The 21,942-nt window shown below is 32.3% G+C and carries 19 protein-coding genes; 9 read left to right on the top strand and 10 right to left on the bottom strand.

The annotated features are described in order from the left end of the window. The first annotated feature begins 1 nt into the window (after window position 1). A complete protein-coding gene (locus tag AC0L4B_RS04500) occupies window positions 2–715 on the top strand; it encodes a 3'-5' exonuclease (RefSeq protein ID WP_028606704.1) in 714 nt (237 codons plus the stop codon). A 70-nt stretch (window positions 716–785) separates the two neighbouring features. Here the strand turns inward: AC0L4B_RS04500 and AC0L4B_RS04495 are convergent, their stop codons facing one another. After that, window positions 786–3,323 (bottom strand): immunoglobulin-like domain-containing protein, encoded by a 2,538-nt coding sequence (locus AC0L4B_RS04495; protein ID WP_473438732.1) that lies wholly within the window; start codon window positions 3,321–3,323, stop codon window positions 786–788. A 181-nt stretch (window positions 3,324–3,504) separates the two neighbouring features. Here AC0L4B_RS04495 and AC0L4B_RS04490 point away from each other — a divergent pair, with 181 nt between their 5' ends. Next, on the top strand, window positions 3,505–5,193 hold the full coding sequence (locus tag AC0L4B_RS04490) for an ABC transporter ATP-binding protein (protein ID WP_473438731.1): 1,689 nt from the start codon (window positions 3,505–3,507) through the stop codon (window positions 5,191–5,193). Between the two features lie 369 nt (window positions 5,194–5,562). Here the strand turns inward: AC0L4B_RS04490 and AC0L4B_RS04485 are convergent, their stop codons facing one another. The 7 genes from AC0L4B_RS04485 to trhO form a co-directional block, all read right to left on the bottom strand. After that, complete coding sequence (locus AC0L4B_RS04485; protein WP_473438730.1) at window positions 5,563–6,078, bottom strand: hypothetical protein; 516 nt, start codon at window positions 6,076–6,078, stop codon at window positions 5,563–5,565. A gap of 3 nt (window positions 6,079–6,081) precedes the next feature. Next, the gene (locus AC0L4B_RS04480) at window positions 6,082–6,735 is read right to left on the bottom strand and encodes a CoA transferase subunit B (protein ID WP_028288769.1); all 654 of its coding nucleotides are present in this window, start codon (window positions 6,733–6,735) and stop codon (window positions 6,082–6,084) included. Between the two features lie 41 nt (window positions 6,736–6,776). Next, complete coding sequence (locus tag AC0L4B_RS04475; protein WP_473438729.1) at window positions 6,777–7,478, bottom strand: CoA transferase subunit A; 702 nt, start codon at window positions 7,476–7,478, stop codon at window positions 6,777–6,779. 90 nt (window positions 7,479–7,568) lie between these two features. After that, window positions 7,569–9,920, bottom strand: a complete 2,352-nt coding sequence (locus AC0L4B_RS04470; protein WP_473438728.1) for a penicillin-binding protein 1A — start codon at window positions 9,918–9,920, stop codon at window positions 7,569–7,571. Window positions 9,921–9,979: 59 nt separating this feature from the next. After that, window positions 9,980–10,462 (bottom strand): gliding motility lipoprotein GldH, encoded by a 483-nt coding sequence (locus AC0L4B_RS04465; protein ID WP_473438727.1) that lies wholly within the window; start codon window positions 10,460–10,462, stop codon window positions 9,980–9,982. Further along, on the bottom strand, window positions 10,449–11,792 hold the full coding sequence (locus AC0L4B_RS04460; protein WP_473438726.1) for a PSP1 domain-containing protein: 1,344 nt from the start codon (window positions 11,790–11,792) through the stop codon (window positions 10,449–10,451). The genes AC0L4B_RS04465 and AC0L4B_RS04460 overlap by 14 nt, the downstream gene beginning before the upstream one ends. Before the next feature lie 188 nt (window positions 11,793–11,980). Then, window positions 11,981–13,045 (bottom strand): oxygen-dependent tRNA uridine(34) hydroxylase TrhO, encoded by a 1,065-nt coding sequence (gene trhO, locus AC0L4B_RS04455; RefSeq protein WP_054852234.1) that lies wholly within the window; start codon window positions 13,043–13,045, stop codon window positions 11,981–11,983. 461 nt (window positions 13,046–13,506) lie between these two features. Between trhO and recA the strand changes: the two genes are divergently transcribed. The 4 genes from recA (at window position 13,507) to AC0L4B_RS04435 (ending at window position 17,152) form a co-directional block, all read left to right on the top strand. Then, window positions 13,507–14,511: a recombinase RecA gene (gene recA / locus AC0L4B_RS04450; RefSeq protein ID WP_028288775.1), complete on the top strand. Its 1,005-nt coding sequence runs from the start codon at window positions 13,507–13,509 to the stop codon at window positions 14,509–14,511. Between the two features lie 95 nt (window positions 14,512–14,606). Continuing rightward, window positions 14,607–15,026, top strand: a complete 420-nt coding sequence (locus AC0L4B_RS04445; RefSeq protein ID WP_473438725.1) for a hypothetical protein — start codon at window positions 14,607–14,609, stop codon at window positions 15,024–15,026. Between the two features lie 30 nt (window positions 15,027–15,056). Beyond that, window positions 15,057–15,599 (top strand): RNA polymerase sigma factor, encoded by a 543-nt coding sequence (locus AC0L4B_RS04440; RefSeq protein WP_473438724.1) that lies wholly within the window; start codon window positions 15,057–15,059, stop codon window positions 15,597–15,599. Beyond that, a complete protein-coding gene (locus tag AC0L4B_RS04435) occupies window positions 15,599–17,152 on the top strand; it encodes a hypothetical protein (protein ID WP_473438723.1) in 1,554 nt (517 codons plus the stop codon). Before AC0L4B_RS04440 ends, AC0L4B_RS04435 begins: the two co-directional genes overlap by 1 nt. 34 nt (window positions 17,153–17,186) lie before the next feature. Here the strand turns inward: AC0L4B_RS04435 and AC0L4B_RS04430 are convergent, their stop codons facing one another. Then, window positions 17,187–17,954 (bottom strand): lysophospholipid acyltransferase family protein, encoded by a 768-nt coding sequence (locus tag AC0L4B_RS04430; protein WP_473438722.1) that lies wholly within the window; start codon window positions 17,952–17,954, stop codon window positions 17,187–17,189. Between the two features lie 114 nt (window positions 17,955–18,068). Here AC0L4B_RS04430 and trpS point away from each other — a divergent pair, with 114 nt between their 5' ends. Beyond that, window positions 18,069–19,037 (top strand): tryptophan--tRNA ligase, encoded by a 969-nt coding sequence (trpS, locus tag AC0L4B_RS04425; RefSeq protein ID WP_473438721.1) that lies wholly within the window; start codon window positions 18,069–18,071, stop codon window positions 19,035–19,037. 76 nt (window positions 19,038–19,113) lie between these two features. Here trpS and dprA read toward each other — a convergent pair whose 3' ends face one another. After that, window positions 19,114–20,217 carry a DNA-processing protein DprA gene (gene dprA / locus AC0L4B_RS04420; protein WP_473438720.1) on the bottom strand — a complete coding sequence of 368 codons (1,104 nt, stop codon included), beginning with the start codon at window positions 20,215–20,217 and terminating at the stop codon, window positions 19,114–19,116. Between the two features lie 104 nt (window positions 20,218–20,321). On the opposite strand from dprA, the gene AC0L4B_RS04415 reads away from it, so the two are divergent. Then, window positions 20,322–21,272 (top strand): HU domain-containing protein, encoded by a 951-nt coding sequence (locus AC0L4B_RS04415; protein ID WP_473438719.1) that lies wholly within the window; start codon window positions 20,322–20,324, stop codon window positions 21,270–21,272. A gap of 125 nt (window positions 21,273–21,397) precedes the next feature. Further along, window positions 21,398–21,907, top strand: coding sequence for an acyl-CoA thioesterase (locus AC0L4B_RS04410; protein ID WP_473438718.1), 510 nt, complete (start codon window positions 21,398–21,400; stop codon window positions 21,905–21,907). The last annotated feature ends 35 nt before the right edge of the window (window positions 21,908–21,942 follow it).

Genomic DNA, 21,942 nt, shown 5'->3' with positions numbered 1-21,942 from the left:
AATGATAACAAAACTCAACCTTGAAAACATCTTGTTTCTAGATATTGAAACTGTTCCTGAAACCGAGAATTTTTCGGATTTAGATAAAACCAAACAAGACCTTTGGGAAGCAAAATCACGCTACCAACGTAAGGAAGAATTTACAGCTGAAGAGTTTTATGATCGTGCTGGAATTTGGGCTGAATTTGGAAAAATAATATGTATTTCGGTTGGCTATTTTACTATTCAAGGAGACACACGTTTATTTAGAACGACCTCTTTTTATGGTGAAGAACGTAAACTTTTAGTCGAATTTAAAAACCTTTTAATTTCTCATTTTAGTCAAGCTAAACATTTACTTTGTGCACATAATGGTAAAGAATTTGATTTTCCGTACATAGCAAGACGCATGATTATCCATAACATAGAGCTACCTTATAAATTAAATTTATTTGGTAAAAAACCATGGGAGGTCCCACATTTAGACACTATGGAATTATGGAAATTTGGCGATTACAAAACCTACACTTCTTTAAAATTAATGACCAATGTTCTTGGTATACCATCGCCTAAAGATGATATAGACGGAAGCGAAGTCTACAGTGTGTATTACCAAACTAATGACATAGATAGAATCATTACTTATTGTGAAAAAGACACCATAGCTGTCGCTCAAATATTTTTGAGACTACGTGGTGATTCAATTTTAAATGATGATGAAATTATACATGTTTAAATTATTATATACAAAAAGCCTCAACATAAGTTGAGGCTTTTTTTGGTTGATTAATTTACTACTAACAAGATTATTCTTTTACAAACTTTCTTGTTTCAATAGTGTCGTTAACTTCAAATTGAATTAAGTATAAACCAGATTCTAATTTACTAACGTTTATTCCGTTTGAAGTAGTGATTCCTTTTGCAACTTGCTGTCCAAGCATATTAACTACCGTAAATGGTAAGTTTTCAACATTAGCTTTTACAAATAACATATAGCCTTTAACAGGATTTGGATAAATAGAAATATCTACACCTAGATATTGAACAAAACCATCATTAGACAATCTTGCTGTACCACAAGACCCTAAATTGGTCCATCCACTAGCTGTTCTTTCATATAATGTATCAAGGTAAACCACCTGATCTCCTACTGCGTAAGTTTGAGTACTAACGTATTCTGGAACTCCAGCACATTTATCTGCAGATCCATTAGTTAAACTAATTGCATCTACTGCCATATCACCTTGCCATGTTGTACCTGTAGTACCATCAAATCTTAATTGAATAGAGTTTCCAGAATAAGATGATAAATCTACACTACCATCTAACCAAGCATTACCTTGGTTACCTGATTGCGACCAAACAGTAGACCATGAAGATCCATTATTTGTACTTATAGCTAAACTTAAACTTCCCATAGCAGTTGCTCCATACATATGGTATTTAAAATTAAAAGTACCGTTTAACACTCCAGATAAGTCAAAGCAAGGAGAGACTAATATAGCACGTTTAGTGGAATAATTTGGTGCTGAAGATTCCATGAATGCGTATTGAGAACCAGAACTTGCGCTTGATGGTCCTGTATTACTTGAAGGTGTTGCTCCACTAGTAGTTGTCCAATTAAAATCGTCTCCAGAACCTTGAGTCCAAGCTCCAAATCCTGATTCAAATCCTTCACTATATGGAAACGAAGTTATAGCTCCAGAACATCCTGATGTATTTCCAGAACTAACTACAATACTTCTTGATATTTGATTAGCCGCATTACCTGCTGCATCACTTACATTATAGTTTCTAGTGTAAGTTCCTGCTGTATTTGTATTTACAGTACCAGAAACAACAATACTAGACGTAATATTACCATCTATATTATCTGTAGCTGTAGCACCTAATTCATTATAAGTATCTCCAACTGTTAAATTAATGGTTGAGGCACCAACTAGTGTTATTACTGGCTTAACAGTATCTGACACACTTCCCAAACAAAAATTAGTAGTGTCCGAATTAGTAAATGAGCCACCAGAAGCTAAAGTAGTTGATCCGCTAGTAACACTATAAGAACCATTACCATATGAACAACATATACCATCTCCATAGACATCAGTTATAACAAAGTCATAACATCCATTTGGTAAGCAATAACTTTCGTTAACTGTTGATCCATCAGCATTAGCAGAAGAGTATGCTCCAGAAGCTACAGTCGTTCCGCTAGCGTTTACTATAGTCCAAGCAGTTTCTTCAGGATAACTATCAAAAGTAATAGACACATTAATTTCATTATCATTACAAGCTGTTTGACAAGGTGCACAAGATGATCCACCACAATCTATACCTGTTTCATCTCCATTCTGTACACCATCTGTACAAGTTGGAGTGGTTCCACCACCTCCACATTTATCAGACAAAGCTAAAGAGCGTCTTACACCTCCAGCTTCTAAGACAGCACGCATACGTGCTTTTTGACCTTGAGTAAATAAGTTCATACAAGAGTCGTTAGTATAATCCATATAGTTTTGCACCATATCTGTAGACCCACAAGATACTTGTCCTATTGGACAACCTCCATTTGAAGTTTGATGTGTTGGTGTATCACTTACAAAATCATTACCACAATTAGAGTCTCCCCAAATATGTCTTAAGTTTAAATAATGTCCAACTTCATGGGTCGTTGTACGTCCTCCATCAAAAGGCGCACTAACATTACCTACACGTCCAAAATAATTGTAACCCATAACAACTCCATCAGTAGCAGCACTACCTCCAGGAAATTGAGCATAACCCAATATTGTTCCTCCTTGACTTGTCATTAAAGGTACAATCCACATATTTAAATATTCTGAAGTGTCCCAAGGGTTGACACCTCCTGTTGAAGAGCGTTTCATGTCATCAGAAGTTCCCCAATCTTGACGGGTTACTTGTTTTCTTGTAATACCTGTTGTCGCATTTCCGTTAGGATCTACAGTAGACAAACAAAACTGAATTTCGGTATCTGCTGCTTGTGACCATGCGTTATCTGCATCAGGATTAGTACGTCTAAAATCTTCGTTTAAAACATCTAATTGTGACTGAATTTGAGCCTCACTAATGTTTTCTGTACTATTTCTGTACAATACATGTATTACAACAGGTATAGTAATTATGCTTCCGTCAACTCTGGCACTTTCTGGTTGTGCCATTTTTTGCTGTGTAAAAACTTCAATTTGATTCATCCTATGTTCAAGGGTAGGATCCAATTGTTTTCGATATTCTAAGTTTTCCATAGTACTACAATTTCTGTCTTGCTGAGCAAAAACAGAACAAGCAAAAAAGAAGCTTAGAAAAGTTAATGTAATTGTTTTTTTCATGTTAAATGGTTAATTAATTAATACTTTAAATAAATATTATTCAAGAAAAGTATTAATATTTTAACATTAATGCATTTTGATTTGATTTTTTTCGATTAAAAACACCATGTTTTAAATCATTCGATAAATTGTGTGGTTTTAACCACAACAAAAAACATTAAATTAGCTATTTTTACTGTATATGAGCGACCTTTTACTTGACATAAAAAACCTATCAATTAGTTTCAAAAGCAATACTACCGAAAAGCAAATCATACATGATATTTCATACTCAGTCTACAAAAATGAAATTATCGGAATTGTTGGCGAATCTGGTTCTGGTAAATCGGTTTCGTCATTAGCTATTTTAGGATTACTTCCTAAAAATATAGCAACTATAAACTCAGGTTCAATTCAATTTGGATCTCAAGATTTAATACAAATAAGCAATAAAACTTTTCAAACGATAAGAGGACGCAAAATAGCAATGATATTTCAAGAACCTATGAGTTCTCTTAATCCATCTATGACTTGTGGAAAGCAAGTGGAGGAAATATTACTACAGCATACAAACCTTACTAAAAAAGAAATCAAAACGGAAGCCTTACTATTATTTGAAAAAGTAAAATTACCAAACCCGAAACGCGTTTATAAAACTTACCCTCATGAAATATCAGGAGGTCAAAAACAACGCGTAATGATTGCTATGGCTATTGCTTGTAAACCGGAATTACTAATAGCCGACGAACCAACTACAGCATTAGACGTTACAGTACAAAAGGATATTATTAACTTACTTAAAGACTTACAAACTGAGACAAAAATGAGTGTTATTTTTATTACTCATGATTTAAGTCTGATTTCCGAAATTGCTAATCGCGTGTTAGTTATGTACAAAGGACAAATAGTCGAGCAAAATGACGTACAATCCATATTTAATAACCCTAAACACAATTATACAAAAGCACTAATACAATCTAGACCTGCTTTAAATGTTAGACTTAAAACGCTTCCAACCATCGCTGATGTTTTAAATAATGAAGTTTCTTCAGAAATAATTACACAAAACATGCGTCAAAAAAAGCATGAAGAATTATATGCTAACCCTCCTTTACTTGAAGTTATTAATCTTGAAAAAGAATACCTTTCAAAATCAGGTTTTTTCGCTAAAGCGGAAACCTTTAAAGCTGTTAATAATGTAAGTTTTAAGTTATATAAAGGAGAAACTTTAGGACTAGTAGGCGAGTCTGGTTGCGGTAAATCTACCCTAGGTAACGCCATATTATTATTGGACAAAGCCACTAAAGGGCAAATATTATATAACGGAAAAGACATTACAGACCTTAATAAATCCGAAACTATTGCCATAAGGAAAGATATACAGATAATTTTTCAAGACCCTTATGCATCATTAAACCCAAGATTAACCATTGGTAATGCTATTATGGAACCTATGAAAGTCCATAATTTATATGAAACAGATATAAAAAGGCAACAAAAAACACTTGACATTTTAAATCGCGTTGGATTAGACTCATCAGCTTTTAATAAATATCCACATGAATTTTCTGGTGGACAAAGACAGCGCGTAGGTATTGCACGAACAATTGCTTTGCAACCTAAGTTAATAGTTTGTGATGAATCTGTATCTGCTTTAGACATCTCTGTCCAAGCACAAGTTTTAAACCTTTTAAATGAATTAAAAGAAAACTTTGGATTTACCTATATATTTATTTCTCATGATTTAGCAGTAGTTAAATACATGAGTGACCAGCTATTGGTTATGAATAAAGGACAGGTTGAAGAATTAGACGATGCAGATATTATCTACAATACGCCAAGAAAAAACTATACTAAAAAATTAATTGAAGCAATCCCAAAAGGATTATAGCATAAATACCTTTTTAGTTAAGTATAAAATATTTCCAATTAAGCTAGTAGTCATTTTAATTTTTCTTATTAAATTTTTAAAAAACATAGTAGGTTAAGTTTTTGATAAATTTGAGACAAAAAAGTATAACATTTAGGCTAAGCCATGGTAAACTTAGATTAATATTATTGGTTAGGTTTGGGATTGTAAACATACAAAGCATTTTTAAACAAAGAAGTTTAAAAGCACTATAATTCGACAAAATACATGTTTTTTTAACATTTTAAGTCTTTTTTACTCTTTCAACAGTCAAAACACCACGTGTAGGATAATAACTTCTACCATAATTAGATCGTCTATCCTCACCTAATCTAGAAGCAACTTGATTAGTCATTTTAATAACAAATACTTCTTCCGCATTAGGAAACGATAAATCATGACCATCAGCATCAATTTTTTTCCCTTAGAAGTATGGTTTCTTTTTCTTGCTAAATAATCATCAGTGTTATACAACTCGTTATAACAATGTATTAATTCATGTGATAATAAGGATACAGGAGAATTGTACCCTTTATTACTTCTAAACCATTTCTTTTTATGATTTTTCCTAAACACAACACCATGTGTATCATAAAACAAAATGGTGTTATATTTAGGACTGTAGGCATTTTTCTGACCAGAAATTATTGTAATGTTATTATCAACGTCTGCAACCAAAACATCCATAACATCTACTTTTTGCTGCATACCATCTTCTTTAAAATTAATAGTAAGTGCGCTACTTTTAACCAAAAAATCTAAAGCAATAGTTGTGTTTCTTACAAATCGATCTTGAATTAAATCGTAATCTCTATTAATAGTATAAACATATTCAACATATTGATTTGCAAGAGTTTTAATTCGCATGGACTAAATATTCATTTCAGGAATATCACCTTCAATAATTAAAGTTCCTTCTGTAGCATTTTTCACATCTTCAACAGTTACACCAGGAGCGGTTTCTAAAAGCTTAAAACCTTTATCGGTCACCTCTAAAACAGCTAGATTGGTAACAATTTTTTTTACACAACCAACACCAGTCAGAGGAAGACTACACTTACTTAGCAGTTTAGAAGCTCCTGCTCTGTTAGTATGCATCATAGCGACTATAATATTTTCGGCACTTGCAACCAAATCCATTGCTCCACCCATTCCTTTTACCATTTTACCTGGTATTTTCCAGTTGGCTATATCACCATTTTCTGCAACTTCCATTGCTCCTAAAATAGTAAGATCTACGTGTTGACCACGTATCATTGCAAAGCTTGTTGCACTATCAAAAAAACTAGCTCCTGGTAAAGTGGTAATAGTTTGTTTTCCTGCATTTATTATATCTGCATCTTCTTCCCCTTCAAAAGGAAATGGACCCATTCCTAAAACACCGTTTTCAGACTGAAATTCTACTTCTATATCTTCTCTAACGTAATTTGCTACAAGTGTCGGTATTCCTATCCCTAAATTAACATAATAGCCATCTTGGACTTCTTGTGCGATACGTTTTGCTATTCCTGTTTTGTCAAGCATGTGATTCTATTTTTTTCTGCTTAAGCAGAAATTATATTAAATTATTGTTTTGTTCGAACGGTTCTTTGTTCAATTCTCTTTTCGTAGGTTTCTCCTTGAAAAATACGTTGAACAAATATTCCTGGAATATGAATTTGATTTGGATCTAATTCTCCCACAGGAACTAAGTGTTCTACCTCAGCAACAGTAATTTTTGCTGCTCCAGCCATACATGGATTAAAATTTCTTGCTGTTCCTTTAAAAATCAAATTACCTGCAGTATCACCTTTCCAAGCTTTGACAAAAGCAAAATCGGCTTTAAAAGCATGTTCTAAAACATACATTTTACCATCAAATTCTCTAGTTTCTTTTCCTTCTGCAACTTCTGTCCCATATCCAGCAGGAGTAAAAATAGCAGGAAAACCAGCTTGAGCAGCACGACAACGCTCTGCTAAAGTTCCTTGCGGAATTAACTCGACATCTAATTCACCTGACAACATTTGTCTTTCAAACTCATCATTTTCTCCAACATAAGAAGATACCATTTTTTTGATTTGCTTTTTTTGTAACAATAAGCCCAAACCAAAATCGTCAACTCCAGCATTATTAGAAATGCAGGTTACACCTTTAACATTACGTTTTACAAGCTCTGCAATAGCACTTTCTGGAATACCACTAAGTCCAAAACCACCTAACATAAAGGTCATATTATCTTGTACACCTTGCAGTGCATCCTCTACAGATTTTACTGTTTTTAGAATCATTATTTTATGAATTTTTGTGGTTTAAATTTAAGAAATAAAAAAGCCATTCTTGACAGAATGGCTTTTTTATTTTATTGAAAATAGAGTCTATTACATTTCTAATTCTTCTGGCACATCATCTTCAGGAATATCTAATCCATCAGACCCTCCTTCATCTTGTTGGTAATTACTACAATCAACCTCAATGGTTAAACCTGAAGGTTTTTTAAAATAACCTTTAGATATATTTAATGTTTCGTCCTCATAACAACTTTTCATGTACATTCCCCAAATTGGTAAAGCCATGGCTGCACCTTGACCATAAGTAACACTTCTAAAATGTACTGATCTATCTTCTGCTCCGACCCAAACACCAGTTACTAAATTAGGTACCATACCCATAAACCAACCATCTGATTGGTTTTGTGTTGTACCTGTTTTTCCAGCTATAGGGTTTGTAAACTCATAAGGATAACCTGTAATAATTTCTCTATAATCTGCTCTCCATTTATCTCGTCCTTTACCTCTAAGTCTACCTCCAGAACCACTTTGGGTAACACCTTCCATTAGTTTTACCGTAACGTAAGCTGTTTCATCACTTAAAACATCCTTAGTTTCTGGAACAAACTGATATAACACAGTATCATTTTTATCTACAATTGTAGTAATCATTACTGGTTTAGTGTAAACCCCTTGATTTGCAAATGCAGAATAAGCACCTACCATTTCATACACACTAATATCTGGAGTCCCTAGCGCTATAGATGGCACTAACGGAATCTCTGAAGTAATTCCTAAATTTTTAGCTAATTCAGCAACAGGCTGTGGTCCAACTTTATCCATTAACCTAGCTGTAATGGTGTTAACAGAATTTGCTAGAGCATCTTTCAAAGTCTTTTCTCCATCATAATCACCTCCATCATTAGTTGGTGTCCATGGTTCTGGATTACCGTACTTATTAGCTTCAATAGTTATTGGTGCTAATGGTAGTTTATCACATGGCGACATATGTAATTGATTTATGGCTGTAGCATAAACAAACGGTTTAAAAGTAGAACCCACTTGGCGTTTACCTTGCTTAACCATATCATATTTAAAATGCCTGTAGTCCATACCTCCAACCCATGCTTTAACATGACCTGTTTGAGGATCCATACTCATCATTCCTGGATGGAAAAAAGATTTGTAATAACGCATAGAATCTATTGGCTTCATCACAGTATCTACTTGACTTGCTTTACCATCTTTCCATTTAAAAACAGACATTTTAGTAGGTTTATGAAAAGACGCTACTATTTCTTTGTCCGATTTTCCAGCTTTCTTCAAAATTCGCCATCTTTCTCCACGCTTCATATGAGAATTAAGAAGTTTATTTATTTCACTTTTGCTTAAATCTCTAAATGGAGCTGTAGGATTACGATCAGGAGTGTTTTGATTAAAAAATTCAGCTTGTAGTCTAGGCATATGCCTAGAAACTGCTAACTCAGCGTATTTTTGCATACGTGAATCTATGGTTGTATAGATTTTTAAACCATCACTGTTGATATTATATTTACTTCCGTCTGGTTTACGGTTTTTTGGATCATTCATCCAATCTTTCATCCAACTTCTTAAGTACTCTCTAAAATAAGTAGCCGATCCAGTACTATGTGTTTGAGGAGAAAAATCTAAATCTAACTCTGTTTTTTGTAACGAATCTTTTACTTTTTTAGAAATGTAGCCATAGTTTTCCATTTGATACAGCACAACATTTCTTCTGTTTTTAACACCTACAGGGTTTCTTGAAGGTATTGGGTTGTAAAATGATGAATTTTTAAACATCCCAACTAACATTGCAGACTCTTTAATACTTAAATCCTTAGGTTCTTTATTAAAATAAATATTAGATGCTGATCTAATACCATCTCCATTATTACCAAAATCGTAAATATTAAAATATTGAGCAATAATTTCTTCTTTAGTATATTGACGTTCTAAACGAATAGCAATCACCCATTCTTTAGCTTTTTGAATGACACGAGTAAAAATATTTGAAGACCCTTCACCATGTAATAATTGTTTAGCTAATTGCTGAGAAATTGTACTTGCACCACCACTTCCTGGTTTTAATATTGCACGTAATGTCCCACGACCGTCAATACCTGAATGGTCATAATATCTGGCGTCCTCTGTTGCTATTAAGGCTTCTACTAAATGTTTTGGTAGTTCGTTAAAAGGTACAGGAGTACGATTATCGTTAAAATAAAATTTAGCTAATGTTTTTCCGTCAGACGAAATAATTTCGGTAGCTAAATTAGTTTTTGGATTTTCTAATTGTGTGTGATCTGGTAACTCCCCAAAAGCTCCCCAAGACGCTAATAAGAAAAACAAGATTATTGAAAATACACCTGTTAAAAATAATATCCAGAACCAACGAATATATTTTTCAAAACCTGACACTTCTTCTTTTTTTGTATTTGCCATTCTAACTTTAATATATCTTTTTTAATATACACTTCGACTATGCGCAGTGTGACAGTATTTTATTTTGCTTTTTCTATTCTAAAACCAACATCTGTGATCCCTTCTAAATTGACAACTCCATTTACATCACCATTATTGCGCATGGCATGTTGAATTGTAACGTCGTATGTACCGCTTTCTTTAAAAATAACACCTTCTTTATACCACAACTTATTCTCTTTTACAGCAGATAAACCTTGACCTAACCATGCTCCGTTTTTTTCAGTCATTTCATACTGAAGCGTATCTGTAATTGCTTTTCCGTGAGGAAATTTCATTTGAACAATTAAATACAGGTTACTAAATTTATAATCATTTGTGTTTCTAACATTAACAAACAAATTATAAGGATTTAATGAATCTGGTGCATTGATTTTAAAATTAACAACACCCTCTTTATTCCAAGATGTAGAAACACTTTGATATTTATCAAAAACCGCATTTGAGTCACATGATAGGACTAAAAAAAACATTAAAACAATTGCAATATTACTTAGTTTCATTAGACTTATTGTTGTTGTTTTGTGGTTTTTTTCGGTTTGGCTTACGTCTTGGCTTAGGCTTAGCATTAGGGTTACCTTGCTGTGCTTTATTTGCTTGTTGCGACTTATTTTTTTGCTGAGGCTTATTGGCTTGTTTAGGTTTAGGCCTATTATTGTTGTTATTGCCTTTTGCTTCAGTTTTAGCGTGTTGTGGTTTCTTTTTATTACGGCTTCTATTGTTTCTACGTTTTTTATTCCCTTTTGGACTATCAAAACGTGTTAAACTATCTTGACCAACAACGTTTTCAAACTCTGCTTTGTCTTCAATTATAAGATCTGCTGCATACTCCTCTAAACTTGCAACCTTTTCTCTTTTTTTATTAATTGCTATAATTTCTCTAGCTTGATCTGTAGTAATTAAATGCCAATTCATCCATTCACCTTCATAGGCATACCACATGTGACCTTTAAAAATATCTGTTTTTTGACAGACAGCTGTTCCTTTTTCTGTGTATAACTTTACATCAGATTTAGGGAACGCTTTTAAGGCGTCTAAATAAGAATCAAGTTCGTAATTTAAACAACATTTAAGCTTTCCGCATTGTCCTGCTAATTTTTGAGGATTTAAGGATAATTGCTGGTAACGCGCTGCACTTGTACTAACAGACCTAAAATCTGTTAACCACGTAGAGCAACATAACTCACGTCCACAAGATCCAATACCACCAAGTCTTGAAGCTTCCTGACGAAACCCAACTTGTTTCATTTCTATTCTAATTCTAAACTCTCTAGCATATAGTTTTATAAGCTCTCTAAAATCTACACGCTCTTCAGCTGTGTAGTAAAAGGTAGCTTTACTTGCATCTCCTTGAAACTCGATATCCGAAATTTTCATAGATAGCTTCAAATCTATTGCAAACTGACGTGCTTTAACCTTCATAGGTTCTTCTTTATCACGTGCTTCACTCCAAATATCTATATCTTTTTGAGAGGCTTTACGGTATATTTTTAAGATATCTTTTTTGGTATCTATTTTTTTACGTTTGATTTGAACGCGAACCAATTCTCCCGTAAGGGTAACCATACCTATATCGTGACCAGATTGAGCTTGAGTAGCAACAATGTCACCAATACTTAGTGTTAAATTTTCTGAATTATGGTAATAATGTTTTCGACCATTTTTAAATCTAACTTCTACCCAATCAAACGGTTTTTCACCATTTGGAACAGACATATTTGCTAACCAATCAAAAACGGTTAATTTATTGCAACTATCTGTACCACACGTTCCGTTATTCTTGCAACCTTTTGGTTGTCCGTCTTTTCCTGTAGCGCAACTTTGACAAGCCATACTATTTATGTGTATATATTGAATCTTAAGGCGTTACCCTAAAGATGAAGATTAATAATTAGTTGTTTTTGCGTAAGCGAATGTAACAACTGTTCTAATTTGTAAAGATAAGATTATTTAGGTGACTTTAAAATATAAAAAAAGCGTGATAAAATATATCACGCTTTTTGATTATTAATGTCTTGTTATTATTTTTTAAATGTCTCAAAAATATTACGCAAATCTTTTTTGTATGGTAAGTGATCTGCTCGACCTTTTTTAAAGATATCATTACTATTACCTTGTCCTTTACGCAACGCTTTTTGTTCTTCAAATGGTAATGCATGTATTTCTTTACAAGCTGTTGAGCAACAGTTATCCATTTCGGTTTTACAAGTTTCGCATTGTATGAATAATAAATGACAAGCATCGTTAGCACAATTAACGTGTGTATCACATGAGGTACCACATTGGTGACATTTTGCAATCACGTGATCGCTTATTTTTTCTGATCTACGCTCGTCAAAAACAAAGTTTTTTCCTATAAATTTATTTTCAATACCCTCTTCATTTACCTGTCTTGTGTATTCAATAATTCCACCTTCTAACTGGTAAACATTTTTAAAACCTTTATGCTTGTAATAAGCACTTGCTTTTTCGCAACGGATTCCTCCAGTACAATACATTAGCAGGTTTTTTTCTTCTTTATGTTCTCGTAAATCGGCTTCAATAATATCTAAAGATTCTCTAAAAGTATCAACATCTGGTGTTACTGCTCCATCAAAATGACCTATTTCACTTTCATAATGATTACGCATATCCACACATACTGTATTTGGATTGGATAGCATGTCGTTAAAATCTTTTGCTGACAAATGCACACCTTTGTTAGTAACGTCAAAAGTATCGTCATTAAGTCCATCTGCTACTATTTTTTCTCGGACTTTAACTTTAAGCTTTAAAAAAGACATGTTGTCTTGCTCAACTGCAATGTTTAGCCTTACGTCTTTTAAAAAACTGATACCATCTAAATGGTTTTTAAAAGCTTCAAATTGATCTGCAGGAAGTGATAATTGGGCATTAATCCCTTCTGTAGCGACATAAATACGACCTAAGACATCTAAACTGTCCCATTTAATAAATAATTGGTCTCTTAATTGTTGTGGATTGCTAATCTGAGCGTACTGATAAAAAGATAGTGTTAAACGATCTTTCCCAGCTTTTTCTATAAGTTCTGCTCTTTCGTTAGCGCTTAATTTGTTGTACAGTTGCATGCTATACCTAGTTTTAAGTGTTATTAAAAAGTTTGTGCAAAGGTATTATTTTAAATTAATTAACAAAGTTGAAGTAATGCAAATGTGTTTACTATTTATTAAAACAAAAAAAGTCCTTTGCGCTTTGCAAAGGACTTTTAATAGACTAACTCGTTAATATGTTTTAAACTTAATTAAAAATATTATTGAGCTAACCTCCATCGGCTTTACAGCTACTATTGAGTAAAACAGTAACTGAAACGCCTAATGATTTAATAAACACTATTTTTTTTAAATATTTCATACCCTCAATTTTAAAAGGATTAAACATTTTAAAAAGCAGATTAAATTTTCTTTTTCATAGCTTATCTTTTCCACTTCAATAAGTAGATGCAAAAACTTTAAAAAGGTTGCGTGAGAAAATTAAAATTATTTAAAAAAGTAGTATTTTAGCATAGAATTATTTTAATAAAAATTGACGTATGAGTAAAGAAAAAGACGCTAAACTTAAAGCACTGCAATTAACACTAGATAAACTTGATAAAGCTTATGGTAAAGGAACCGTAATGAAAATGAGTGATGCTGCAGTTGTTGATGTAGAAGCTATCCCTTCTGGATCTTTAGGTTTAGATATCGCTTTAGGTGTTGGTGGTTACCCTAGAGGTAGAGTCGTAGAAATTTATGGACCAGAATCTTCTGGTAAAACAACTTTAACGCTTCATGCTATTGCAGAGGCGCAAAAAGCAGGTGGTATAGCAGCTTTTATTGATGCAGAACATGCTTTTGATAGATTTTATGCTGAAAAATTAGGTGTTGACATTGATAACCTTATTATATCTCAACCTGATAATGGTGAGCAAGCTTTAGAAATTGCTGATAATTTAATTAGATCTGGTGCTATTGATATAGTGGTTGTGGATTCTGTAGCAGCATTAACTCCTAAAAGTGAAATTGAAGGAGAAATGGGAGATTCTAAAATGGGATTACACGCTAGATTAATGTCACAAGCTTTAAGAAAATTAACAGCCTCTATTAGCAAAACTAACTGTACAGTAATATTTATTAACCAATTACGTGAAAAAATTGGTGTAATGTTTGGTAATCCAGAAACAACAACTGGAGGAAATGCATTAAAATTTTACGCTTCTGTTAGATTAGATATAAGACGATCTACACAAATAAAAGACAGCAATGGATCCGTTTTAGGTAACAAAACCAGAGTAAAAGTGGTGAAAAACAAAGTTGCACCTCCTTTTAGAATGGCTGAGTTTGACATCATGTATGGTGAAGGTGTTAGTAAAGTAGGTGAAATATTAGATGTTGCAGTAGAAAAAGAAATTGTTAAGAAAAGTGGATCTTGGTTTAGTTATCAAGATACAAAATTAGGACAAGGTCGTGATGCTGTAAAACTAATTATAAAAGATAACCCAGAACTATTTGATGAGCTGGAACAAAAAATTAAAACAGCAATTAAAGAGAGTGTTTAACATTAAAATCCCGATTATATCGGGATTTTTTTGGTTTTAGACGCAACCTTTTACAAAAAATTGCATCTATTAAAAAAACTATAGTTTATTTTAAAATGAAAAAAATATTTTTTGGCCTACTTATATTGTTAAACCTATCGTGTAGTCTTGATGATAATAACCCAAATTTAACTGCTTATGTAAAAGTCTTACCTATTGAAAGCGTGACTATGCCTGAGTACTGCCAAGTTGGACACACCTATCAAATAGATTTATCTTATATTAGACCTACAAGTTGTTATTTTTTTCAAGATATATTTTATGACGTAGAGGGTAACACTAGTAAAATAGCCATTTTAAACTCGGTAATTACAACTGATAACTGTAGTATACTTGATGAAGAAATGGAAGCTTCCTTTAATTTTACCCCTACAGAGACTGGAGTACATATATTTAAATTTTTAAGAGAAGATGAAGCTGGAATAAACACAGCAAATGCGCCATATCAGACCTATGAAATTGAAGTTGTTGACTAATTATTTCATTAATTAATACCTTTATATAAATTGAGTTTAGACCAACTCATACATAAATGTAAATCTAATGATACCAAAGCCCAAAGTGAGTTATATCAGCTTTTTTCAAGCAAGTTATTCTCGATAAGCTTGAAGTATTCAAGAAGTTATGCCGAAGCTGAAGATAATTTACAAGATGCTTTTTTAACCATATTTGACAAAATAAAGCAATATAAAAACAAAGGTAGTTTTGAAGGTTGGCTAAAACGAATTACCATAAATACTGCCTTACAACGTTACAGAAATCAAAAGGTATTTGACATTGTAAATGAAGATGCTTTAGTAGATGATACAATTGAAATTGATGATGATGAAGTTGACATCGATTTTTTATTGCAATGTATACAAGAGTTACCAGACAGATACCGATTGGTATTTAACCTTTACGCATTGGATGGCTACTCACACAAAGAAATAGCCCAAGCTTTAGCTATTACAACAGGAACAACAAAATCCAATTTAGCGAGAGCAAGAAAATTGTTAAAAGAAAAAATATTAGACTATAAAAAGCGTTTAAACGCTCAATCATTATAATGAGTAACAAAAAGAACATAGACCGTCTTTTTCAAGAGAAATTTAAAGATTTTGAGGCTAAACCAGACCCTAAAAACTGGCAAAAAATTCAATCTAAGTTAAAAGAGAAAGACACCGACAAAATCGTTTTAATTTGGCCTTTATGGCTTAAATTAGCAGGTGTTGCTGCTTCATTTGCATTACTTTTATTTTTAGGGCAATCCCTTTTTAATACCAAAGATCAAAAAAACACACCAAATGTAGTTAATACAAATGGTGATAATTCGATTAAAAATAACACTACATCACAATCACCCAACTTTGATACTAAAGAAAAATCAGGCATAACACCTAATTCAAAATCTGTTGTTACAGCACCTACAACAACTCAAACACCAACGGTTACAAACACTGTCAAAAATAAAACAAACACCAATAGCAAACCCAACAATAGTACTTCCGGTGTAATTACAAATAACAACAATAATTTAGTAAATAAAAACACCTCTAAAAGCAGAATAGTTTCGGTTAGAAGTAAAGCAACAAACAAAACGAAACACCAAGCTACAAATGCTATTGCTTCAACAAAAAACAAAAAAAATGAAGTTAATACAAACAGCTCAATTTCTTCTACAAACAATAAAAACGCTGTAGCGGAAAACAATACATACAAACCATCTGATAAAGTCAATACAGTTTCAATAAACAATACTGATAAAAACAACACATCTAATAACACCGTTTTACTTGCTGAAAACAAAATAACAGAAGAAAAGTCTATTAATGATAATGAAACTATAGAAGATGCTATTGCCCAAAACGAGGAGACGGAAGAAATCATTGAAGAGACTTCTGAAAATAATACAAAATGGAAGATTAATGCCAATGTAGCTCCCGTATACTATAATACATTTGGTGAAGGATCTCACATTGCGGAAGAGTTTAATACCAATAATAAATCTGGTGAAATAAACACCAGTTATGGTGTTAAGGTTGGATATGCACTTAATAATAAACTTACACTAAGGTCTGGTATTAATCGCCTAAATCTAAGTTACGACACAGACAATGTTATAGTCTACGAAAACGTAAGTACCATACCAAATCCTAAAGAAATGCGTAATGTAGATTTTAACGCAATTAATAATCACACTATGAACATTATTAGTAGTAATAATCTTGTATTAGAAACTACAAATATTGGATTATTAAAAAATGTAGCTTTAAGTCAACGTATTTCTTATTTTGAAATTCCTTTGGAGGTGGAATATGCTGTAATTAATAAAAAAATTAATTTAAATATTATTGGTGGATTTAGCTCTTTTATACTAGATGATAACGCATTGGTGTCAGAGTATGATGGTTTTAAAACCGAAATTGGACAAGCCAACAATATTAACGACTTAAGTTTTAGTGCTAATTTTGGGTTAGGATTAAATTACAGTTTTTCTAAATCTGTAATTTTAAATATCGAACCTACTTTTAAGTATCAACTCAATGCTTTTAGTGATACTTCTGGAAACTTTAACCCTTACATTATTGGTGTGTACACTGGGTTAAATTATAAATTTTAATTTTTAAGTGACCTTTTATTAGGTGATTTTTATATCAAGCTACTCTGTGCCAAGAGTAGCTTTTTTTGTTTTCAAACTGTTGTAATTGCTGTAAAACAACTTGTCTAGATTGTTGGTTTAAAGCTTTAGTATCCTCTGTTGTAAGATGTGCTGTTGGAATAAATTGATGCATTTTAGCTCTTAAAATTCCTGGGCCACCACTAAAAAAGGTATACGAAAAACGTTTTTTATTATCTGCAAACGTAATAGGCACAATCGGTGTTTTATGGTTAATAGCTAATCTAAAAGCACCATCTTTAAATTGGTCTAAAAGCACATGTTCTTCAGGCACCAAACCTTCAGGAAAAATACAAATACTTAAGCCTTGCTTAAGTCGTCTTTGTGCTCTTAAAAAAACAGCTTGTCTACTTTTAGCGCTACTTCGATCTACTAAAATACAAGTACGTTTATAGAAAAAACCAAATAAAGGTATTTTTGATAATTCAGCTTTACCAACAAAAACAAAAGGATTTTTAACAGTAACCAACATTAACATAATATCGATCATAGACGTATGATTAGCTATAAACATGTAACTTTTATTGGCTTCAGGTTTTTGTTGGTATTCTGTTTTGGTTGGTAAACCCATACCAATTAATATAAATCTAGCCCAAATGCGTGCTAGTTTAAAAAAATAAGGATACCAAGATTCTTTAAGTATAGAAATTAAAAGAAACGGAAACATTACAAGTATTGGTAATGCAACTAGTATATAAAACCAGATACGATAGAAAATCCAGAAAATGTATTTAAAAATTTTCATAAGCTCCAAAACTACTAAAATTATTGAACTCCTCATTATAAAAAAATTATCTTTGCTTTACTAAAAAAGAATTAAGTTTAATTTAAAGAGATACCTGCTTTTGTAGGTAATACTATGGCAAGAATTTTAACAGGAGTACAAAGCACTGGAACTCCGCACTTAGGAAACATTTTAGGCGCAATTATGCCAGCAATTAAAATGGCTGAAGACGCAAAAAACGAATCGTTTTTATTTATTGCAAACTTGCACACTTTAACGCAAATTAAAGATGCAGCAGTTTTAAGAGAAAACACCTACTCTGTTGCTGCCACTTGGCTTGCTTTTGGATTAAATGTTGAAAAAACAGTGTTTTACAGACAAAGTGATGTTCCGCAAGTAACAGAGTTATCTTGGTACTTGTCTTGCTTTTTCCCTTTTCAACGCTTAACCTTAGCACATGGTTTTAAAGACAAAGCAGATCGTTTGGACGATGTAAATGCTGGTTTATTTACCTATCCAATGCTTATGGCTGCAGATATTTTAGCCTATGATGCCAATATAATTCCTGTTGGAAAAGACCAACTACAACACATAGAAATGACTCGTGATGTAGCATCTCGTTTTCACGCTAAAATGGGAGAAACTTTTGTACTACCTGAAGGAAAAATACAAGAAAACATCATGCTTGTTCCTGGAACTGATGGTGAAAAAATGAGTAAAAGTAGAAACAACTTTATTAATTTGTTTTTAAACGATAAAAAACTACGTAAACAAATTATGGGTATTGAAACAGATAGTACTGCTTTAGAAGATCCTAAAGACTGGAAAACCTGTAACTGCTTTGCCTTATATGCACTTTTAGCTTCTGAAGAAGAAATAGAAACCATGAAAGCTAATTATGAAAATGGTGGTTTTGGTTATGGTCATGCAAAACAAGCCTTATTTGAGCTAATTGTTGAAAAATTTGCACACCAAAGAGAGCGTTATAATTACTACATGAATAACACAGACGAATTAGATAAGATACTTGCTATTGGTGCAGAAAAAGCAACAGTAATTGCTAATGATGTTTTAGCTAGGGTAAGAGAAAAAGTTGGGTATTAAACACCTTTCTGAGAGAAAAATTAAAGCAGTTATGTTTCTTTAAAAGCAACATAACTGCTTTTTTTATTTATAAAGATTAAATAATTTCAAATAACTTACCAGGTAGTGGTCTAACCACTCCTTTTAATTCCATATTAAGTAATATTCCAGCTAGTTTATAAGTTGGCATATTGCAATTTATAGCAATACTATCTAATAATTGTTTGTCATTTTGCTTCAAAAAATTATAGATGGTCTTTTCAGTATCATCAAGCTGCACAAATAATTGTTTTTGCACTACTGGCTTTTTCAAATCCTCTAATTGCCAATTTAAGATATAAGGTACATCTAATGGTGTAGATAATAAATGTGCTTTTTGCTGTTTTATTAAATTATTACAACCAACACTTTGACTGTCTGTAATTCGACCAGGAACAGCGAAAACATCTCTGTTATATGAATTTGCGATATCTGCTGTAACTAGACTACCGCCTTTTTCGGCTGACTCAATAACTATAGTGGCTTGGCTAATACCAGCAATTATCCTATTTCGTTTTAAAAAATTATTACGATCAAAACTATCACTGCTCCAAAAATCCGAGAAAAAACCTCCATTATTTTCAACTTCAGCAACATATTTTTTATGGACCTTTGGATAAATCTGATTTAATCCATGTGCTAAACAACCAATAGTTTGTAGGTTGTTTTTTACTGCTGCTTTATGTGCCGTAATATCTGTACCATAAGCAAAACCAGAAACTATAATTGGTTTGTAAATAGCCAATTCTTCAACTAATTTTTCACAAAAAGCAATACCTGAAGTCGTTATTTTTCTAGCTCCTACAATACTTATAATATGTTTATTGTTTAAATTAATGTTTCCACTTTCAAATAATAAAATAGGACTATCAATACAATGTTTTAAATTTTCAGGATAAGTATCATCAGTAAAATGATGATATTTTATGTTTTCATCTTTAATAAATCTCAACTCATCTTCAGCAGCATCAAGGTGATTGGTTTGAAATAATTCGTTTAAAATAATTTGACCAATACCATCAATTTTTAATAGGTTTTCTTTTTTCTCTTTAAAAACTGCTTCCGCACTTCCACAATGTTTAATTAGCTTTTTTGCGGTTGTATCACCTATTTTTGAGACATGTTGTAAGGCTAAAGTGTATTTTAAATGGTCTTCGTTCATTTTTATTATACTGATTTTGAAACTACAAGAAAAGAAATTTAAATCTGTTAATAAATAATTAGTCCTAAATTTTATTGGTTTTCAAAAAATTCTAACTTTGTTTTATGCAATTAGAACAATATATAAGCGATTTATTATACAGATATGATTGTGTTACAGTACCTGAATTTGGTTCTTTTTTAACACAACGTCAATCTGCACAAGTACACGATAGTACTAATGCATTTTATGCACCTACAAAAAGTTTAGCTTTTAACGAGCAAATCCAAAGTAATGATGGGTTACTTGCTAGATATATAGCTGATGTAGAAAAAATATCTTTTGAAACTGCATTACAAAATTTATCAAAACATGTTAGGACTTTAAGATCTTATTTGTCTGAAGGTAAAACTTTAAATTTTGAAAATATAGGTGACCTTATTTACAACCAAGAAGGTAAAATAGAATTTAGTCCATCTTATCACATCAATTATTTGACTGATGCTTTTGGATTATCTCAATTTGTATCACCTGCTATCACAAGAGACGTTATACAACCTAAAGAAGAGATTACCACTGAAGAAACTATTGAAAAGGTTATTCCTATAACTGAAACTGCAGAAGAACGCAATAGCAAACCATATTTAAAATATGCTGCTGTCGCTGTTATTGCTTTAGGAATATCTGGTTTAGGTTTTAATAACTACCTTAACACTGTAAACCAACATAATCAAATAGCACAAGAGGAAGCTAACACAAAATTAGATAGTCAAATACAAGAAGCAACTTTTGTAATAAACAATCCTTTACCTGCTATAACTTTACAAGTTAACAAGCAATCTGGACAATATCACATTGTTGCTGGTGCTTTTAGAGAAGAAAAAAACTCTGACAAAAAAGTAGCTCAATTACAAGATGAAGGATTTAAAGCGCGTAAAATTGGTAAAAACAGACATGGTCTACACCAAGTAGCTTATGCAAGTTATACGTCAAGAGAAGACGCATTTGAAGCTTTAAACACCATTAGAGCAGAACAAAATAAAGATGCTTGGTTGCTTATTAAAGCCATAGACTAAACTAAGTACTATTATAAAACCTTAAAGTGGATAACGCTTTAAGGTTTTTTTATTCTTAATAAATTGTAAAATCTGCTTTCAAAATATTTAAATCAGCTTACCTTTGCGCTTGAAAAGAAAAAACCATGAACGCAAGAACAGCAGAAGACTCTAGAACCATATTAACAGATTTAGTTTTACCTAGTGAAACTAATCCATTAAACAATCTTTTTGGTGGCGAATTGCTAGCTAGAATGGATCGTGCTGCAAGTATTAGTGCAAGACGTCACTCTAGACGTATTGTTGTAACAGCATCTGTAAATCATGTAGCTTTTAATAAAGCAGTCCCTTTAGGAAGTGTTGTTACTGTAGAAGCTAAAGTTTCTAGAGCATTTAAATCCTCGATGGAAATTTATATTGATGTTTGGGTAGAAGACAGAGAGTCTGGAAACAAATCTAAAGCCAATGAAGCTATTTATACGTTTGTTGCAGTAGACGAAACTGGTACACCTGTAGCTGTTCCTGAATTAATTCCAGAATCAGATCTTGAAAAATCTAGATTTGACGCAGCCTTAAGACGAAAGCAACTAAGTTTAGTATTAGCAGGTAAAATGAAACCTAATGATGCTACTGAACTAAAAGCATTATTTGAATAATATAAAAACCCACTGCAAGCAGTGGGTTTTTAATT

The organism is Olleya sp. NP1-10, assembly GCF_055804415.1.
This window is presented reverse-complemented; position numbering and strand designations above follow the sequence as displayed.

Coding starts and splice junctions, on each gene's coding strand:
- AC0L4B_RS04500 (WP_028606704.1), top strand. CDS start 2: ATGATAACAAAACTCAACCTTGAAAACATCTTGTTTCTAGATATTGAA.
- AC0L4B_RS04495 (WP_473438732.1), bottom strand. CDS start 3,323: ATGAAAAAAACAATTACATTAACTTTTCTAAGCTTCTTTTTTGCTTGT.
- AC0L4B_RS04490 (WP_473438731.1), top strand. CDS start 3,505: ATGAGCGACCTTTTACTTGACATAAAAAACCTATCAATTAGTTTCAAA.
- AC0L4B_RS04485 (WP_473438730.1), bottom strand. CDS start 6,078: ATGCGAATTAAAACTCTTGCAAATCAATATGTTGAATATGTTTATACT.
- AC0L4B_RS04480 (WP_028288769.1), bottom strand. CDS start 6,735: ATGCTTGACAAAACAGGAATAGCAAAACGTATCGCACAAGAAGTCCAA.
- AC0L4B_RS04475 (WP_473438729.1), bottom strand. CDS start 7,478: ATGATTCTAAAAACAGTAAAATCTGTAGAGGATGCACTGCAAGGTGTA.
- AC0L4B_RS04470 (WP_473438728.1), bottom strand. CDS start 9,920: ATGGCAAATACAAAAAAAGAAGAAGTGTCAGGTTTTGAAAAATATATT.
- AC0L4B_RS04465 (WP_473438727.1), bottom strand. CDS start 10,462: ATGAAACTAAGTAATATTGCAATTGTTTTAATGTTTTTTTTAGTCCTA.
- AC0L4B_RS04460 (WP_473438726.1), bottom strand. CDS start 11,792: ATGGCTTGTCAAAGTTGCGCTACAGGAAAAGACGGACAACCAAAAGGT.
- trhO (WP_054852234.1), bottom strand. CDS start 13,045: ATGCAACTGTACAACAAATTAAGCGCTAACGAAAGAGCAGAACTTATA.
- recA (WP_028288775.1), top strand. CDS start 13,507: ATGAGTAAAGAAAAAGACGCTAAACTTAAAGCACTGCAATTAACACTA.
- AC0L4B_RS04445 (WP_473438725.1), top strand. CDS start 14,607: ATGAAAAAAATATTTTTTGGCCTACTTATATTGTTAAACCTATCGTGT.
- AC0L4B_RS04435 (WP_473438723.1), top strand. CDS start 15,599: ATGAGTAACAAAAAGAACATAGACCGTCTTTTTCAAGAGAAATTTAAA.
- AC0L4B_RS04430 (WP_473438722.1), bottom strand. CDS start 17,954: ATGAAAATTTTTAAATACATTTTCTGGATTTTCTATCGTATCTGGTTT.
- trpS (WP_473438721.1), top strand. CDS start 18,069: ATGGCAAGAATTTTAACAGGAGTACAAAGCACTGGAACTCCGCACTTA.
- dprA (WP_473438720.1), bottom strand. CDS start 20,217: ATGAACGAAGACCATTTAAAATACACTTTAGCCTTACAACATGTCTCA.
- AC0L4B_RS04415 (WP_473438719.1), top strand. CDS start 20,322: ATGCAATTAGAACAATATATAAGCGATTTATTATACAGATATGATTGT.
- AC0L4B_RS04410 (WP_473438718.1), top strand. CDS start 21,398: ATGAACGCAAGAACAGCAGAAGACTCTAGAACCATATTAACAGATTTA.